Source organism: Pseudomonas sp. GW823-FHT02E01, assembly GCF_058797535.1.
Genome location: NZ_JBXAJS010000012.1, coordinates 62920 through 80043 on the forward strand (window position 1 = coordinate 62920; position 17124 = coordinate 80043).

Consider the following 17124-nt stretch of genomic DNA (forward strand, 5'->3'; position numbering starts at 1 on the left):
CCGCAGGCCATGAAAAGACCTGAGTCAGTCCTGGCTCACGGCGCCGATCTTGTGGATCGACAGGTCCGCGCCGTAATACTCTTCTTCCTGACTCAGGCGCAATCCATGCAGCGCCTTGATCACGCCATACACCGCAAACCCGCCGGCCAGTGCCACAGTGATGCCCAGCGCAGTGCCGATCAACTGGCTGATCAGGCTGACCCCGCCCAACCCGCCCAAAGCGGTCTGGCCGAAAATGCCGCAGGCGATGCCGCCCCACACGCCGCACAAACCATGCAATGGCCACACACCCAACACATCGTCGATGTGCCATTTGCCTTGGGCCGCGGTAAAGCACCAGACAAACAGCGCCCCCGCGACGGCACCGGTGACCAGCGCCCCCACAGGATGCATCAGGTCGGAACCGGCACAGATTGCCACGAGCCCCGCCAACGGGCCGTTGTGCAGAAAGCCGGGGTCATTGCGCCCGACAATCAGCGCCGCCACCGTACCGCCAACCATGGCCATCAACGAATTCACCGCCACCAGTCCGCTGGCACCTTGCAGGGTTTGCGCGCTCATGACGTTGAAGCCGAACCAGCCAACAATCAGGATCCACGAACCCAGTGCCAGAAACGGGATGCTCGATGGCGCGAACGCGACCAGCCGACCGTCGCGATAGCGGCCATTACGCGGTCCGAGCAACAACACCGCCGCCAGTGCCAGCCAACCGCCCATGGCATGCACCACCACCGATCCTGCGAAGTCATGGAAACCGGCGCCAAAGCGCTCCAGCAACCAGGCTTGCAGACCCAGGTTGCCGTTCCAGACAATGCCTTCGAAGAACGGATAGATGAACGCGACGATCAACGCGGTTGCACACAACTGGGGAACAAACCGGGCGCGCTCGGCGATGCCTCCGGAAATGATCGCCGGGATCGCCGCGGCAAAGGTCAGCAGGAAGAAAAACTTCACCAGGCCATAACCATGGTCGGCATTGAGCACCGCCGCTGGTTGCATGAACGTCACGCCATAGGAAATCCAATAGCCTATAAAGAAGTAGGCCAGTGTCGAAACGGCGAAATCGCTGAGGATTTTCGACAACGCATTGACCTGGTTTTTCTGTCGCACGGTTCCGACTTCGAGAAAGGCGAAACCGGCGTGCATGGCCAGAACCATGACCGCACCGATCAGAATGAACAGCGTGTTGGAGCTATGGACCAGGGTGTCCACAGCGCTTTGCAGGTTTTCCATGGGATGGGCAGACCTTATGGCAGAAAAAAGCACCAAAGCAGTTCGCGATGACTGGCCATGCACCAAGTTGCAGCTTCAAGACATCAGTGCACTGATCTCGTTGAACCACTTTGGCGCACGGACGCCGTCCAGGAAAAACGCGCCCCCGGACGTTTACGCGAGTTTTTGATTGTTGGTCCTACGGTTTTACTGAAATCATGCCCGGCAATAGCGCAATGGTGCGGACCGGCGCAACACGACTCAGCAAAAGTTGTACCAGTCATTTGTACTGAACCTTCGCCGAAGGCTCATACTCGAACGCATCAGAAAGCCACTTAAGGAGATCCACCATGGCCCGCCCCCAGGCAAAGACTGCTCAAGAAATCCTGATGAACGACTTTCAGACACTGGTCAGTGACACCGAACGCTTGCTGGAGCACACCGCGACCCTGGCCGGCGATCAGGCCGACGAGTTGCGCGAGCAGATCCACGAAAGTCTCTTGCGTGCCCGTGAAACCCTGAAGCTGACCGAAGACTCCCTGCACGAACGCGGCAAGGCTGCTGTCACCGCCACGGAAGACTATGTCCAGGCCAACCCTTGGCAATCTGTGGGGATCGCGGCCGGCGTGGGTTTCCTGATCGGCCTGCTGGCCAGCCGGCGCTGATATGTCGATCGGCGAATCCGGCCCGTCCGTGACGGGAACCAGCTCCTCATCGCGGCGCCTGGGTGCTGCCTTCCTTGGGTTGCTGCACAGCCATGTCGAGCTGTTCGGCATCGAACTGCAGGAACAAAAAGCCCGCACCGTCAGCCTCTTGCTGTTTGCGGGCCTGGCGCTGGTGTTTGCGTTGCTGCTGTTGGTGGGGCTGTCGACGCTGGTGCTTATCGTGTTCTGGGACACGTATCGCCTGACCGCCATCATCGGGCTCTGTGTGTTCTACTCCCTCGCCGCCATATTCTGTGGAATGCGCTTGAGAGCGGCGATTTTCGATGAGTCCTCGCCCTTCCATGGCACCCTGGAAGAGCTGGCCAACGATCGGGAGCGCCTGCTGCCATGAACCTGCCTGAATTGCCACAAAACAGCTCACGCACGGAAATGCGCAAGGCCCTGATCCGCCTGCGCATGGAAATGCACCGCCAGGAAATCCGCCACGAATCCTCGCAACTGCTGCAGCCCTTGCAACGGGTGCGCGGGATGACGCAAAACCTGCAGGACGGCTTCGGCATCAAGCACGCGCCACTCTGGGGCGTGGCCGCCGTCACCTTGCTGGGCTTTCTGACCGGCAAGGGTGCGAAAAACGGGGGTGGCCTCAGCAGTCTGACCCGGCTGATCCGCCTCGGCACCACACTGGGACCGCTGATCAAACTGATCATGCAGGGCTCTTCGCGCAAAGACTGATCAGTTTCTTTCTGGCTGCATGCTTGCAAAGTCGACGGGATGCGCTCCTCTATCGAGGGGTGCAATCCTGTGCGCCTACCCGGTCAACAGGCACCCTCCAGAAAATGATCTTGCAAGGAGGCCTCGATATCAACGCCGCCGGGTTGTAGTTCCGCTTGCAGGTCATGGCGCGAAACGGGAAGCTAGGCCATCAGACACCTGACGGAGTGACCCGCCTTGGATTGGCATACCCTGCTTACCCGCGAACGCCTCGGAAAACCTTTGCACAGCCCGGAAGAACTCGGCCGCAGCCCTTTTCACAAAGACCACGACCGCATCATTTTCTCGGGAGCTTTCCGCCGTCTCGGGCGCAAGACCCAGGTCCATCCGGTGTCCAGCAACGATCACATTCATACGCGCCTGACCCACTCGCTGGAAGTCAGTTGTGTGGGGCGCTCACTGGGCATGCGCGTCGGCGAAACCATCCGCAGGACCCTGCCCGAATGGTGCGAACCCAGCGACCTGGGGATGGTGGTGCAATCGGCCTGCCTGGCACACGACATCGGTAACCCGCCGTTCGGCCATTCCGGTGAAGACGCGATCCGCCATTGGTTCCAGCAAGCCGCCGGCCGTGGCTGGCTGGATGCAATGAGTGAAGCCGAGCGCAATGACTTCCTGAATTTCGAAGGCAATGCCCAAGGCTTTCGGGTACTCACCCAACTTGAGTATCACCAGTTCGACGGCGGCACCCGCCTGACCTATGCAACGCTGGGCACGTACCTGAAGTATCCATGGACGGCCAGGCACGCCGACTCGCTGGGCTACAAGAAACACAAGTTCGGCTGTTATCAGAGCGAGCTGCCACTGCTGGAGCAGATCGCCCAAAAACTCGGCCTGCCACAACTGGAGGAGCAACGCTGGGCGCGGCACCCGCTGGTGTACCTGATGGAGGCCGCCGACGACATCTGCTATGCGCTGATCGACCTGGAAGACGGCCTGGAAATGGAGTTGCTGGAATACGCCGAAGTCGAATCCCTGCTGTTGGGCCTGGTGGGCGATGACTTGCCGGAGACCTATCGCCAGCTCGGTCCCGACGATTCGCGCCGACGCAAACTGGCTATCCTGCGCGGTAAAGCCATCGAGCACTTGACCAATGCTGCGGCCCGCGCCTTCGTCGAGCAACAGGATGCGCTGCTGGCCGGTACACTGCCCGGCGATCTGGTGGAACACATGCACGGTCCCGCCAAGCGTTGCGTACTCAATGCCAAGGACATGGCCCGCAAGAAAATCTTCCAGGACAAGCGCAAGACCCTGCATGAGATCGGCGCCTACACCACGCTGGAAATCCTGCTCAACGCCTTTTGCGGTGCCGCGCTGGAACAGCACAATGGGCGTACACCGTCGTTCAAGAGCCGCCGCATCCTTGACCTGCTGGGCAACAATGCACCCGATCCTCACGGCCCGTTGCACACTTCGTTTTTGCGCATGATTGATTTCATCGCCGGCATGACCGACAGCTATGCCAGTGACATGGCCTTGGAAATGACCGGCCGCGCCAGCCACTGAGGTGTATCGATTGATCAGCCATTACGGCATTCGTTATGGCTGATACCCCCTTCAACATCCAACTGCACTCAAGTTTCGTCGAATTGCCCTACAGCACATGGCGAGCAAACTGATCGCTTGCCCGGTACTCTCGCGAAACAATCGCCCTCCCTTCCGTTCGACAGATGAAGTGCGCGCCATGGCCGAAGACGATCTACGCATCCTCGTGGTGGAAGACCATCCCTTCCAACTGATAGCCACTCAATGCCTGCTGGAAAGTTATGGCTTCACCCGGCTGACAACCACCGACAGCGCCAAAGGCGCCCTGCTGAAACTGCTCGGGGCCGACCAACCGTTCGACATCCTTTTATGCGATCAATGCCTGCCCGACCTGACGGGACTCGATCTGGTCCGGTTCGCCAGCCAGCGAGGGTTGATCAGGCAGGCGATCATTCTCAGTAGCCTGACGACATCTGAACTGGATGAGCTTGAAAAAACGGCCTCTGAACAGGGGCTGCCATTATTGGGTTATTTGATAAAACCACTGAAACAATCTGAATTTAGAGACTTGTTGACCTCAGCACCACTATAGAAAAAAACATATAAAAACTGACAAACATACATTGAAAAGCTTACAAACAACTTCCATTTAAAGCACACCCGCATATTGGACTTCTTTCAGCCTTCCTAATAAGAAACCTAGTTAATACGTAGTCCCATTCTTTTTCATCTGTAGGATTTTTCCTATATTGCTGCTACAGACTGGTCAGTTCATGCGTCCCTCCAAGTATCTGAGCTATGGTGCGCGCTTTATTTGAGCTCGCATGGGACTTGATTATGAACTCCGTTTTTATTGTCGACGATCACCCGGTTATCCGCCTTGCCGTTCGAATGTTACTGGAACATGAAGGTTACAAAGTCGTCGGCGAAACTGACAATGGGGTCGATGCCATGCAGATGGTTCGCGAATGCATGCCGGACCTGGTCATTCTCGACATCAGCATTCCAAAACTGGATGGCCTGGAAGTGCTATCCCGATTCAATGCAATGAGCACCCCTCTTAAAACCCTGGTACTGACAGCGCAATGCCCGACACTTTTCGGTATTCGCTGCATGCAATCGGGTGCATCGGGCTATGTCTGCAAACAAGAGGACATCAGTGAACTGGTCAGCGCCATAAAAGCGGTATTTGCAGGTTACAACTATTTTCCGAGCGAGGCTTTGAACCCCATCCGCGGAGATGAAACACGCTGCATGGAACTGGAACTGTTCAAATCCGTAAACGACCGGGAACTGATGGTCTTGCAACTTTTTGCCCAAGGCCGCACAAACAAGGAAATAGCCAAGGGCATGTTTCTGAGCAACAAGACCGTGAGCACCTACAAAAAGCGCCTCATGCAGAAACTCAAAGCCAAATCCCTGGTTGAACTGATCGAGATGGCAAAACGTAACGCACTCGTGTGAGAACCTGGATGCCCAGACGTTTGAAGGTCTATCTGATTCAATTGACCGCAGGTCTATGCGTGAGCACCTCGTTGTTCGGGGCACCGGGCAATGAAAACTACACGCTGCTCAGCCGCTCGAAGGTCGGAGCGCTGGAGGTTCGGCTGGATGAATCCCAGCGACAATGGATAAAACAAAAAAACCAACTGACGCTCGGTACGTCGGCCCCGGACTATCCTCCATTCGACCTGACCACCAGTGGTCAGGACTATGAAGGTTTTACCGCCGATTACGCCGGCCTCCTGGAAAAAGTAACCGGTCTGCCTGTCACGGTTCAGCGTTTCGATTCCCGAGGGGCCGCGATCACTGCGCTGGAAAATGGCGAAGTCGATCTGCTCGGCACCGCCAATGGATTCGAAGCTGGCAACGCCGACATTGCACTGTCCATACCCTATGCCGTCGACCAACCCGTATTGGTCACCCGCGAAGGGGAAACACGATCCCTCACCGATGGCCTGGCCGGATTGCGCCTGAGCATGGTGTATCACTACTTGCCGCTGGCGGAAGTCAAGGCGTTGTATCCGAAGGCGATCATCACGTCTTATCCGTCCTACCAGAATGCGATCAATGCCGTTGCTTTCGATCAGGCGGACGTGTTTCTCGGTGACACCATTTCAACTCACTACATGATCAACAAGGGGTATCTGAACAACATCCGCATGGCCAACTTCGGCAAACATGAAGCCTTTGGCTTCAGCTTCGCCGTCAACCGGAACAACCCTGAGCTGCTCGGCATCATCAACGCCATGATCACGGCCATCCCCTCCAGTGAACGAGAAAACATCGCCAAACGCTGGAGCGCCGGTAGCGACATTCTGCTGACCGATCAAAAACTGCAACTCACTGACCGCGAAGAACGCTGGCTGAGCCACCACCCGGTTGTGCGCGTTGTCGTCAACGAAGCCTTTGCGCCACTGACATTTTTCGATAGCAATGGCAATTTTCGCGGGGTCACCGCAGATTTGCTTGAGCTTATCAGGCTGCGTACCGGCTTGCGCTTCGATATCCGGAGCAGTCGAAGCGATGACGAGATGATCAAACAGATCAAGGACAACAAGGTAGATGTGATCGCCGCGTTGCTCCCCAGTGCCGAACGTCAAACCCAGCTGAACTTTACCCGCCCCTTTCTGGAAAATTCCTACGTCCTGCTGACCCGCAAGGCCGCCGACAGCTCGACCAACCTCGCGCAGCTACAGGACAAGCGCCTGGCCATTGCCCGCGGCAATCCAATCATCGATTACCTGCGCAGAGAGTTTCCCCGAATCAATTTGATCGAAACCCCGGACACCTTCAGCGCCGTGGAGTTGCTCGCCGAAGGCCAGGCAGAGGGCGCGGTGAACTCACTGGTCATTGCCAATTACTTTATTTCCTCGCGGCTGTTCGAGCACACATTGCAAATCAGCACCACCATCGGCACCGAGCAGGCAGCGTTTTCCCTTGCCACCGCTCGGGGCGCCAAAGAGCTGAACGCCATTCTCGACAAGGCATTGCTGAGCATCTCGCCGGAAGAACTGGGCATCATCAACAGTCGCTGGCGCGGCTATTCGGCGTCCTCGCAAAGCACCTGGCGCAACTATCAAAGACTGTTCTACCAAATCGTCATCGGTGCCGGCGTGCTATTGCTGATTTCCATTGCGTGGAACGACTACATGCGACGCCAGATCAAGCAGCGCAAGGCCGCCGAGCGTGCGCTGAACGACCAGTTCGAGTTCATGCGATCGCTGGTCAATGGCACGCCCCATCCGATCTACGTACGTGATCGCCAGGGGCTGCTGCAAAGTTGCAACGACAGTTACCTGCAAGCGTTCTGCGCCCGGCGTGAAGATGTCATTGGCAAAAGCGTCATGCAGGGATCGATGAGCAATGTGTTCGAAGCCCGGGAGTACCAGGCCGACTACCAGCGCGTAGTGGCCGAGGGCAGACCGTTGATCGTCGATCGCGAGCTGCACATTGGTGGCCGGCGGCTGACGATCTATCACTGGATTCTTCCCTATCGGGATTCCAGCGCAAAAGTGCAAGGCATTATCGGTGGCTGGATCGACATCAGCGAACGGCGGCAACTGCTCGACGATCTGCGTTGCGCGAAAGAACGCGCCGATAACGCCAACCGGGCCAAAAGCACGTTTCTGGCCACGATGAGCCATGAGATCCGCACGCCGATGAATGCAATCATCGGCATGCTTGAACTGACACTCAAGCGTCTTGATCATCAGCACCCGGAGCGTCCGGCCATCGATGTCGCGTACAACTCGGCGAATGGGTTGCTGGAATTGATCGGCGACATTCTCGACATCGCCAGAATCGAATCAGGACGCTTGAGCCTGACTCCGGAGCGGGTTGACCTTGGTGAACTTGTGACCTCGGTCGTGCGGATTTTCGAAGGTCTGGCCCGACAGAAGGAACTCGAGCTGGTGCTGGAGTTTTCATCGGCGAACCCGACCTTCGATGTGTTGCTGGACCCATTGCGCTTCAAACAGGTGCTGTCCAACCTGATCAGCAATGCCATCAAGTTTACCGAGCAAGGCCAGGTCCGGGTCATTGTCGACCTGCACCCGGCAACGCAACCTGAGCATGTGCAGATGCGGGTGCAGGTTCACGACAGTGGTATCGGGATCAGCGAACAGGATCAACAACGCCTGTTCGAACCCTTCGCTCAGGCCGACCATGCCATGCAATCGGCCAGGGGAGGCGCAGGGCTGGGGCTGGTGATCAGCCGAAATCTCTGCGAGATGATGGGCGGCAGTCTGCAATTGCGCAGCGAGCCGGGCATCGGTACCCAAGTGGAGGTGTTGCTGCAGCTGGAAACGTTGCCGCTGCAACAGTCGGCCCGTGCGGTCGAAACCCAAGTCGTCGTCGCCACAACCCCATTGAATGTTCTGGTAGTCGACGATCACTCGGCCAATCGATTGCTCACGTGCCAGCAACTGGAGTTTCTTGGGCATCGATTTACCGTCGCGGCCGATGGACAGGAGGGATTGGAGGCATGGAAGGACCAGCCTTTTGATCTGGTGATCGCCGATTGCAACATGCCGGTCATGAACGGTTATGAGCTTGCCCGTGCCATTCGCCAGCATGAGCGACAACTCCATCGTCCTCCCTGCACCGTTCTCGGCTTTACCGCCAACGCCCAACCGGAAGAAATACAACGCTGCAAACAGGCCGGAATGGACGACTGCCTGTTCAAACCCCTCAGCCTCGGAGCCTTGAGTCAATGGGTGCAAGGCATTGAACCAACCCATGTAGCCCCGGCGTTCAGCCTTCACGGGCTGAAACTGCTGACCGGGGGCAACCTGAAATTGAACCGACGATTGCTGAACGAGTTGGTGAACAGCAACCGCCAGGATCTGCCAACGCTGCTGTCGCTATCCAGCTCTGGGGATACGCAAGCGCTGCAGGACATTGCCCACAAAATCAAAGGCGCAGCCCGGATAGTACAAGCCTCCCGACTGATCGACCGCTGCGAGGCACTCGAAGCCGCCTGTCATGAGGATTCCGATCGCGAAAAAGTGGCCGGATGCTGCAAATCCATGGAGCGCACCATGCTCGAACTGGAGGACGCGTTGCTACGTCAGATCGAGCATTACGACGAAGGCAAACTGCCAGAGCCTTAACTATGCTTGGTCCCTCAGCGGTGTGTTGACCATCATGGAGAAACCCGCAATGCCTGACCCACTGCGCACGGATCCACGCCGGTTTCCGCTGCATGTCCATATCAGCGTGATGTTCACCTTTTTGCTGTTGCTGACCGGGGCGGTGCTGGGGCTTTTCAACTACCGGCAAACCACACAGATCATCTTGTCCAGCAGCGAAACACTCTTCAACCGCATTGAGCAGGATGTCCGCCTGGACCTGCACGCGACCTATGACCCCATTCGTCATCTGCTGAGCCTGCTGGCACTCAATCCGGCGGGCCAGTCCCCTGATCTGGAACAGCGCCTGGCACTGCTCGAACCGTTCAGCCAGTCACTCGAGGACAACCCCAACCTGGCTTCACTGTACCTGGGCTACGACAATGGTGACTTTTTCATGGTCCGCCCGCTGCGCACCCCGGAGGTCAAAGCCCTGGTCAAGGCTCCGGACACGGCGGTTTTCCAAGTCTGGAGCATCGAGCACGACAGCAACGGCCAGCCCCACTCCCAGTCGTTGTTTTTCGACCGGAACCTGGCACTTGTCAGCCGTCAGGACAACCTGAACGACACGTACGACCCACGCAACCGCGCCTGGTTCACCAGCGCCCGCGGCGACAACGACCAGATCACGACCGAACCCTATATCTTCTTTTCCACCCACAACATCGGCACGACGCTGGCACGACGCAGCGGCGACAAAGCAATCCTGGCCGCCGACCTGACTCTGGCCGAACTCAGCGCGACCCTGGCCAAGCACGTCGTGACCCCCAGTACCGAAATCGTGCTGTTCGACGCCGAAGGCAATGCCATTGCCTACCCCGACAGCCGCAAGCTGATCATCGATGATCAGACGTCCCGCCTGGTCAAGGCGGCGGACCTGAGCCCCGGCCTGGAAGCATTGCTCAACAGCCCCCCTCGGGGCAGTCGCCTGAACGCCGACGGCCGGCAGTGGATCGTGGCCCGCAGCAGCATGCAGGAAGGCGGCCCCCAAGGCCTGCAAATGGCGCTGCTGGTACCGGAAGACGAGTTGCTCGTCGACGCTTACCGGATGCGCTGGCAGGGTGCACTCATTACCCTGGCAACCTTGCTGTTATGCGTGCCGTTGGGTTGGCTGACATCAAGAATCCTGGTCAAACCATTGCGCGCCCTGGTGCAGGAGGCCGATGCGATTCGCAGTTTCGATTTCAATTTTCCGCTTTCCCGTCGCTCGCCGGTGCTCGAAGTCGACCAGTTGAGTGTGTCGATGGCACGAATGAAAGACACCTTGGCGAGCTTCTTCCAGATCACTGACAGCCTCAGCGCCGAAACCCGTTTCGCCCCGCTGCTGGAACGGGTGTTGTTTGAAACCGTGAAAATCGGCCAGGCCCAGGCCGGCCTGATCTATCTGCGCGAAGGTGATGGCCAGCACATGGAACCCCACGGACTGGTGATCAATAACACCGCCGAAAACCTGCAAGACTTCGACATCCGCGGACACTCGCTCGAGAACCCGCAAAGCCCCCCATGGCTGCACCAGTTGGCCAACGTCGACAATGTCGTCAGCAACCTGGGGTTCGAGCAGGCGGGTGATCTGCAGAAAATCCTGCTCGCGCTGGAAAGTCCTCGGGTCCATCTGATCGGGATCCGCCTGCACAATCGCCACAACGAAACCGTGGGTCTGCTGGTGTTGCTCTTGGCCGACAGCGGCGAGCAGAGCGATCTGGACAAGCTGCGGCCGGACCGCATTGCGTTTCTCCAGGCGGTGTCCGGCGCGGCTGCCGTGTGCATCGAAAGCCAGCGCCTGCAAGCCCGGCAAAAACAGCTGCTGGACGCCTTCATTCAACTGCTGGCCGGCGCCATCGACGCCAAAAGCCCCTACACCGGCGGCCATTGCCAGCGCGTGCCGGAACTGACCCTGATGCTCGCCCAAGCGGCGGCAGCGAGCCAGGAGCCCGCCTTCAGCGCCTATCAGCCGACCGAAGATGAATGGGAGGCACTGCACATCGCCGCCTGGCTGCACGATTGCGGCAAGGTCACCACCCCGGAATATGTCGTCGACAAAGCCACGAAGCTGGAAACCCTGACCGATCGTATCCACGAAATCCGTACCCGCTTCGAGGTACTCAAGTGCGATGCCTGGATCAGCTACTGGCGGGGCATTGCTCTGGGCGGTGATGAGCAACCGTTGGCGGAACTGCGCAATGCCAGCCTGGCCGGGCTCGATGACGATTTCGCCTTCGTTGCCCGCTGCAACCTCGGCGGCGAAGCCATGGCCGACGCTGACCTGCAACGCCTGCGCCGCCTGGCTGAACGAACCTGGACCCGGACTCTGGATGACCGGCTGGGCGTGTCCTGGGAAGAAAACCGGCGTCAGGCCCGAACGCCCGCCCCCAACCTGCCCGTCAGCGAACCGTTACTGGCGGACAAACCCGAGCACCTGTTCGAACGCTGCGAAAACGAAGTGATACCACAAGACAATCCCCTGGGCTTCAAGCTCGACGTTCCGCCCCACAAATACAACCGGGGCGAGTTGTACAACCTGAGCATTGTCCGGGGCACCCTGACGAGCGAGGAGCGGTATGTCATCAATAACCACATTGTTCAGACGATACTGATGCTCAACCATCTGCCGTTCCCCGAGCACTTGCGCAGCGTCGCGGAAATAGCCGGCGGGCACCACGAAAAAATGGACGGCACCGGGTATCCGAAACGCTTGAAGCGAGAAGAAATGAGCTTGCCGGCGCGGATGATGGCGATTGCCGATATTTTCGAAGCGTTGACGGCCGCCGACCGCCCCTACAAAAAAGCCAAGACCTTAAGCGAGGCGCTGGGCATCATGGCGTTCATGTGCCGTGATGCCCACATCGACCCGCAGCTGTTCGGGCTGTTCATCAAGGCACAGATCTATTTGCAGTACGCCAGGCGCTTCCTCGACCCCGGGCAGATCGATACGGTGGACGCGTCGGGCCTGCTGACCAAGGCCGGCCTGGCGTCTTGATCAGCAGTCGGTCAGGCGCAGGAAAATCGCCGCCAGCTGTTCGATTCCAGCCTGGTCCTGCGCGGTGAAACGCGCGAGTTTCGGACTGTCGAGGTCGAGCACACCGATCAATCGGCCGTCCTTGACCAACGGCACCACCAGTTCGCTGTTCGAGGCGCTGTCGCAAGCAATGTGACCGGGAAACGCGTGCACATCTTCGACTCGTTGAGTCTGCAGGGTGGCTGCCGCCGCCCCGCAAACGCCACGACCGAACGGAATCCGCACGCAAGCGATCTGCCCCTGAAACGGGCCCAGCACCAGTTCTTGATTACGGTTGAGGTAGAAACCGGCCCAGTTCAAATCATCGAGTTGATTGAACAGAAACGCCGAGAACTGTGCGGCATTGGCGATGAAGTCCCGCTCGTCCGCCAGCAATGATTCCAGCTGCGCGTGTAGCATGCCGTAGCCTTCGAGGCCCTGGCCGCTCTTTTGTAAATCGATCATGCCTTGTGCTCCAACAGTTTCAGCCCGACCCAGTAACGGGCAAATTGATAGGCGCAACGCCCATTGCGGTTGCCTCGGCCGGTGGCCCAGCGTACCGCCAGAATGTCCAGCTCTTCGGTGCGCCGCCACGCCAGTCCGGCCTTGCCGGCCAACTGGCCGATCCAGTGCTCGACGACATCGAGGAAGTGTTCCTGGGTAAACGGATAGAACGACAGCCACAGGCCGAAGCGGTCCGACAGTGCAATCTTGTCTTCCACCGCCTCACTCGGATGCAGTTCGCCGTCGACCCGTTTCCAGTTTTCGTTGTCACTTTCCTTTTCCGGCACCAGGTGGCGACGGTTGGACGTGGCGTACAACAAAACGTTGTCCGGCGCCTGTTCCAGGGAGCCATCAAGGACGCTCTTGAGCACTCGGTAATCCCCCTCGCCCGACTCGAACGAGAGATCATCGCAAAACAGCACGAAACGCTGGGGCAGTTTGCCGATCTGTTCGACCACCCGCGGCAGGTCTGCCAGGTGATCACGTTCAATCTCGATCAAGCGCAAACCGGCGTGAGCGTGTTCGGCCAACAAGGCGCGCACCAGCGACGACTTGCCGGTGCCGCGCGAGCCCCAGAGCAAGGCATGGTTGGCTGGCATGCCGTCAAGGAATTGCCGGGTATTGCGCCCAAGCTGCTCGACTTGCCGGTCGACGCCGATCAGGTCCGACAAACGCATGTCGAGGCTGACCTCCAGCGGCATCAGATAACCGCCGCGCGACTCACGCTGCCAGCGCGCGGCCAGGCACTGCGTCCAGTCGATGGCTGGCCGTGGTGCCGGCAGCAACGGCTCGATACGGGCCAGAACGGCATCGGCGCGTTCAAGAAAAGCATTCAATCGGGAATCCACGACTTCTCCTCGGGCACGTTCACAGTAATGATGGTGATACAGCGACGAAACACAGCGTCACACAAGCGGCTACCCCCGCGGTACAGCCCTCGCGAGAACATCAGCAGGCAGGCATGATCGACTATGCTTGAGCAGCGAAAGGAAACGGAAGTGGTTCACCCCCCCATGGACATCAAATTCACCAACCGGCTGTCATTCAAGCAAGCCCGGCTTACCGTGCTGGTCGGTTTCATTCTGGGCACGCTGCTCAGCCTGCTGCAAATAGGCATCGATTATGCCAGTGAAGACGCCTCCATCAATCGTGAAATCCTTTCATTGCTGGAAATCAGCCACAACCCTGCCTCACGAATCGCCTACAACATCGACGCCGAACTCGCCAAGGAACTGACCCTGGGCCTGCTGCGCTCGCCAGCGATCATTAGCGCAAAACTGATCGACAACAACGGCACCGTGCTGGCCAACGTCAAGCGACCCGGTGTGGAAAACGGTTACAGGATGCTCAGTGACTTCCTGTTCGGCGCCAGCCGACAGTTCGAAGACCGGCTTTACCTGGATAATTTACCCAACGAATCCCTGGGTACGCTGCGGCTGAAAGTCGATACTTACGCCTTCGGCAACCGGTTCCTGCGCCGGGCCGAAGTGACCCTGCTCAATGGCTTCGCCCGCAGCCTGCTGCTGTCCGGCATCCTGCTGGCGCTGTTCTATGTGATGCTGACCAAACCCCTGGTGCGGGTCATCCGTGAACTCAGCGGTCGCGACCCGAGCAGCACCGAGCCGACCTCGCTGGAGTGTCCCGCCGGGCACGCCAACGATGAGATCGGCGTGCTGGTCAAGGCTGCCAACCAGCAATTCAGGAACATCGCCACCGAAATCCAGCAGCGGCGCAATGCGGAAAACCGCCTGACCGAATATCTTGGCCAACTGGAAAACATCGTCTCGGCCCGCACTGCCGAACTCAAGGCGATCAACGACCGGCTGAGCCAATCCAACGAGGAACTGGAAGCCGCCCGCAGCACAGCACTGGACATGGCCGAAGCCCGCTCGGTGTTCCTGGCCAACATGAGCCATGAAATCCGCACGCCCCTCAATGGCTTGCTCGGGATGATCGCGCTATCCCTCGACGGACCGCTCAATGCCGAACAACAGCAGCAACTGTCGATCGCCCATGACTCGGGTAAAGTGCTGGTGGAATTGCTCAACGATATTCTCGATTTGTCGAAGTTCGATGCCGGCCAACTCGAACTCGAACACATCCCCTTCGACCTGGGCTCGCTGATCGAAGACACCGCCAACCTGTTGTCGCAGAACGCCGCCCCCAGCGTCGAACTGACCTGCCTGATCGATCCGCATTTCCCGGCACTGGTGCTCGGCGATCCGACCCGGGTGCGGCAGATCGTCAGTAACCTGCTGTCCAACGCCCTCAAGTTCACCCGTTTCGGGCGGGTCGACGTACGCCTGTCGACGTTTGGCGACGGCGTCAGAATCGAAGTCTGCGACACCGGCATCGGCATCCCTCAGGAGGCGCAGGTCAAGATCCTCCAGCCTTTCACCCAGGCCGGTGCCGGCATTACCCGTCAATTTGGCGGCACCGGGCTGGGCCTGGCCCTGACCTATAACCTTTGCGAAGCCATGCAGGGGCGTCTGACCATCAGCTCCGAGGCAGGTTTTGGCAGCCAGTTCTGCGCGGAGTTGCCATTGCCCAGCCATACCCGTGCAATGCCAGCTGTTTCGCTCAGGGGCAAAGTCATTGCCATCACGGCCGCCAGCAGCGGACTGGGGGAACTGTTGAACAGCCTGTTGCCTGTCTGGGGGCTGGACTATGAACGGCGTTCCATGGATGACCCATTGCTTGGCCTGGCAGCCGACGTGCTCATCACCGACTGCCCCGAATGCCTGTTCAGTTTGCGCCCCACCCTCAGCGCGCCAATCCTGCTGATCACCGCGTATGGCAACTTCATGCCCAGCGAAGAGGTCAACGCACTCGCCCCCTTGCAGCAGCAGGCCCGCCCTTTGGCCCGCAGTATGCTACTTCAAACGTTGCGCAGGATCCTGCAACCGCAAACCCAACCGGTCAACGAGGCTCGACTCGACACACAATGTCCGCAACGCCGCGGGCGCGTGTTGTTAGTGGAAGACAACCCGGTCAACCAGTTGGTGGCCAAGGGCATGCTCGGCAAACTCGGCTGCGAGGTCACCACCGCCGCTCATGGTGGCGAGGCACTGGATCAACTCGAGCAACGGGATTTCGACCTGGTGCTGATGGACTGCAACATGCCGGTAATGGACGGCTATGAAGCCAGCCGGCAAATCCGCCGCAGCGGACGCTGGCCCCAACTGCCCATCGTTGCCCTGACGGCCAACGCCATGTCGGAGGAGCGTGAACGCTGTCGTGCCGCGGGCATGAGCGACTACCTGGCCAAACCCTTCCGGCGCGAAGAACTGGCCGCCCTGCTGGACCTGTGGATCCCCGCTATGACAGCGCCTTGATCTGCCCCAACAGGTGATCGAGGCCATCGCGCAATTCGTTGAGTCGATTCAGATCGACCCCGCTGTCGCACAACAGGCGCGCCTTGAGTGGCCCAACTTGTTCGCGCAAGGCCGTGCCGGCTGGCGACAGGCTCAGGTGCACTTCACGTTCATCGCGCGCCGAACGCTGACGCTGCACCAGTTGCAGTTGTTCCAGGCGCTTGAGCAAGGGTGTCAGCGTGCCGGAATCCAGAGCCAAACGCTCGCCCAATGCCTTGACGGTCGGTTGCTCCGGGGTCGCTTCCTGCCACTCCCATAAAACCAGCATCGCCAGGTACTGAGGGTAAGTCAGGCCCAACTGATCGAGCATTGGCTTGTAGCCGCGAATCACCGCCCGGGATGCCGCGTACAGCTTGAAGCACAACTGGCTGTCGAGCTTCAGGGAATCGACTGACAAGGTGTTCATTTGAGCAGGGCTTCGATCTCGCGGGTCAGGTCCTGCGGCTTGGTCGCCGGAGCGAAGCGCTTGACCAATTGCCCGTCCTTGCCGATCAGGAACTTGGTGAAGTTCCACTTGATGCCCTGGGAACCCAGCACCCCCGGTGCGCGCTTTTTTAATTGCACGAACAGCGGATGGGCATCGGCACCATTGACGTCGATCTTTTTGAACAGCGGGAAGCTGACACCGAAGTTCAGCTCGCAGAACTCGGAGATCGCCCCTTCATTGCCCGGCTCTTGCTTGCCGAACTGGTTGCAGGGAAAGCCGAGCACCACCAGACCCTGGTCCTTGTAGGTCTGCCACAGCTCTTCCAGGCCTTTGTACTGCGGAGTGAAACCGCACTTGCTGGCCGTGTTGACCACCAACACGGCTTTGCCGGCGAAATCCGCCAGAGTCTTTTGCTCACCCTTGATCGTGGTGCAAGGAATGCTCAGCAGGTTGTCGCTCATGTTTGAGGTTCCGATTGAATGGAAGAGATAACAAAATAGCGAGCAATTGAATTGTGTGCAATTTAAATTATCGAACGCCAATCCACTGTAGGAGCGAG

At 58.8% G+C, this 17124-nt stretch carries 14 protein-coding genes; 9 read left to right on the top strand and 5 right to left on the bottom strand.

The annotated features are described in order from the left end of the window. Window positions 1-24 precede the first annotated feature (24 nt). Complete coding sequence (locus AC1RDQ_RS24795; protein ID WP_150812302.1) at window positions 25-1233, bottom strand: ammonium transporter; 1209 nt, start codon at window positions 1231-1233, stop codon at window positions 25-27. Window positions 1234-1562: 329 nt separating this feature from the next. On the opposite strand from AC1RDQ_RS24795, the gene AC1RDQ_RS24800 reads away from it, so the two are divergent. The 8 genes from AC1RDQ_RS24800 (at window position 1563) to AC1RDQ_RS24835 (ending at window position 12242) form a co-directional block, all read left to right on the top strand. Then, complete coding sequence (locus AC1RDQ_RS24800) at window positions 1563-1877, top strand: ElaB/YgaM/YqjD family protein (RefSeq protein WP_492588377.1); 315 nt, start codon at window positions 1563-1565, stop codon at window positions 1875-1877. A gap of 1 nt (window position 1878) precedes the next feature. Further along, a complete protein-coding gene (locus AC1RDQ_RS24805; RefSeq protein WP_057713835.1) occupies window positions 1879-2268 on the top strand; it encodes a phage holin family protein in 390 nt (129 codons plus the stop codon). After that, entirely contained in the window at window positions 2265-2609 is a 345-nt protein-coding gene (locus tag AC1RDQ_RS24810) for a hypothetical protein (protein WP_057713834.1), read from the top strand. The genes AC1RDQ_RS24805 and AC1RDQ_RS24810 overlap by 4 nt, the downstream gene beginning before the upstream one ends. Before the next feature lie 216 nt (window positions 2610-2825). Next, entirely contained in the window at window positions 2826-4154 is a 1329-nt protein-coding gene (locus AC1RDQ_RS24815; protein ID WP_057713833.1) for a deoxyguanosinetriphosphate triphosphohydrolase, read from the top strand. Window positions 4155-4332: 178 nt separating this feature from the next. After that, complete coding sequence (locus tag AC1RDQ_RS24820; protein ID WP_489339015.1) at window positions 4333-4725, top strand: response regulator; 393 nt, start codon at window positions 4333-4335, stop codon at window positions 4723-4725. A gap of 245 nt (window positions 4726-4970) precedes the next feature. Then, the gene (locus AC1RDQ_RS24825) at window positions 4971-5597 is read left to right on the top strand and encodes a response regulator transcription factor (protein ID WP_057713831.1); all 627 of its coding nucleotides are present in this window, start codon (window positions 4971-4973) and stop codon (window positions 5595-5597) included. An 8-nt stretch (window positions 5598-5605) separates the two neighbouring features. Then, complete coding sequence (locus AC1RDQ_RS24830) at window positions 5606-9247, top strand: transporter substrate-binding domain-containing protein (protein WP_492588378.1); 3642 nt, start codon at window positions 5606-5608, stop codon at window positions 9245-9247. A gap of 49 nt (window positions 9248-9296) precedes the next feature. Then, on the top strand, window positions 9297-12242 hold the full coding sequence (locus AC1RDQ_RS24835; protein ID WP_492588380.1) for an HD domain-containing phosphohydrolase: 2946 nt from the start codon (window positions 9297-9299) through the stop codon (window positions 12240-12242). Here AC1RDQ_RS24835 and AC1RDQ_RS24840 read toward each other — a convergent pair whose 3' ends face one another. Both AC1RDQ_RS24840 and AC1RDQ_RS24845 read right to left on the bottom strand, forming a co-directional pair. Then, window positions 12243-12725 (bottom strand): GAF domain-containing protein, encoded by a 483-nt coding sequence (locus tag AC1RDQ_RS24840; protein ID WP_340313483.1) that lies wholly within the window; start codon window positions 12723-12725, stop codon window positions 12243-12245. Further along, the gene (locus tag AC1RDQ_RS24845; RefSeq protein ID WP_223504752.1) at window positions 12722-13612 is read right to left on the bottom strand and encodes an ATP-binding protein; all 891 of its coding nucleotides are present in this window, start codon (window positions 13610-13612) and stop codon (window positions 12722-12724) included. Before AC1RDQ_RS24845 ends, AC1RDQ_RS24840 begins: the two co-directional genes overlap by 4 nt. 123 nt (window positions 13613-13735) lie before the next feature. Here AC1RDQ_RS24845 and AC1RDQ_RS24850 point away from each other — a divergent pair, with 123 nt between their 5' ends. Further along, entirely contained in the window at window positions 13736-16099 is a 2364-nt protein-coding gene (locus AC1RDQ_RS24850) for a hybrid sensor histidine kinase/response regulator (RefSeq protein ID WP_079246729.1), read from the top strand. Here AC1RDQ_RS24850 and AC1RDQ_RS24855 read toward each other — a convergent pair. Further along, the gene (locus AC1RDQ_RS24855) at window positions 16083-16544 is read right to left on the bottom strand and encodes a MarR family winged helix-turn-helix transcriptional regulator (protein WP_057713825.1); all 462 of its coding nucleotides are present in this window, start codon (window positions 16542-16544) and stop codon (window positions 16083-16085) included. The genes AC1RDQ_RS24850 and AC1RDQ_RS24855 overlap by 17 nt on opposite strands. Next, window positions 16541-17026, bottom strand: a complete 486-nt coding sequence (locus AC1RDQ_RS24860) for a glutathione peroxidase (protein ID WP_056727098.1) — start codon at window positions 17024-17026, stop codon at window positions 16541-16543. Before AC1RDQ_RS24860 ends, AC1RDQ_RS24855 begins: the two co-directional genes overlap by 4 nt. Window positions 17027-17124: the final 98 nt, after the last annotated feature.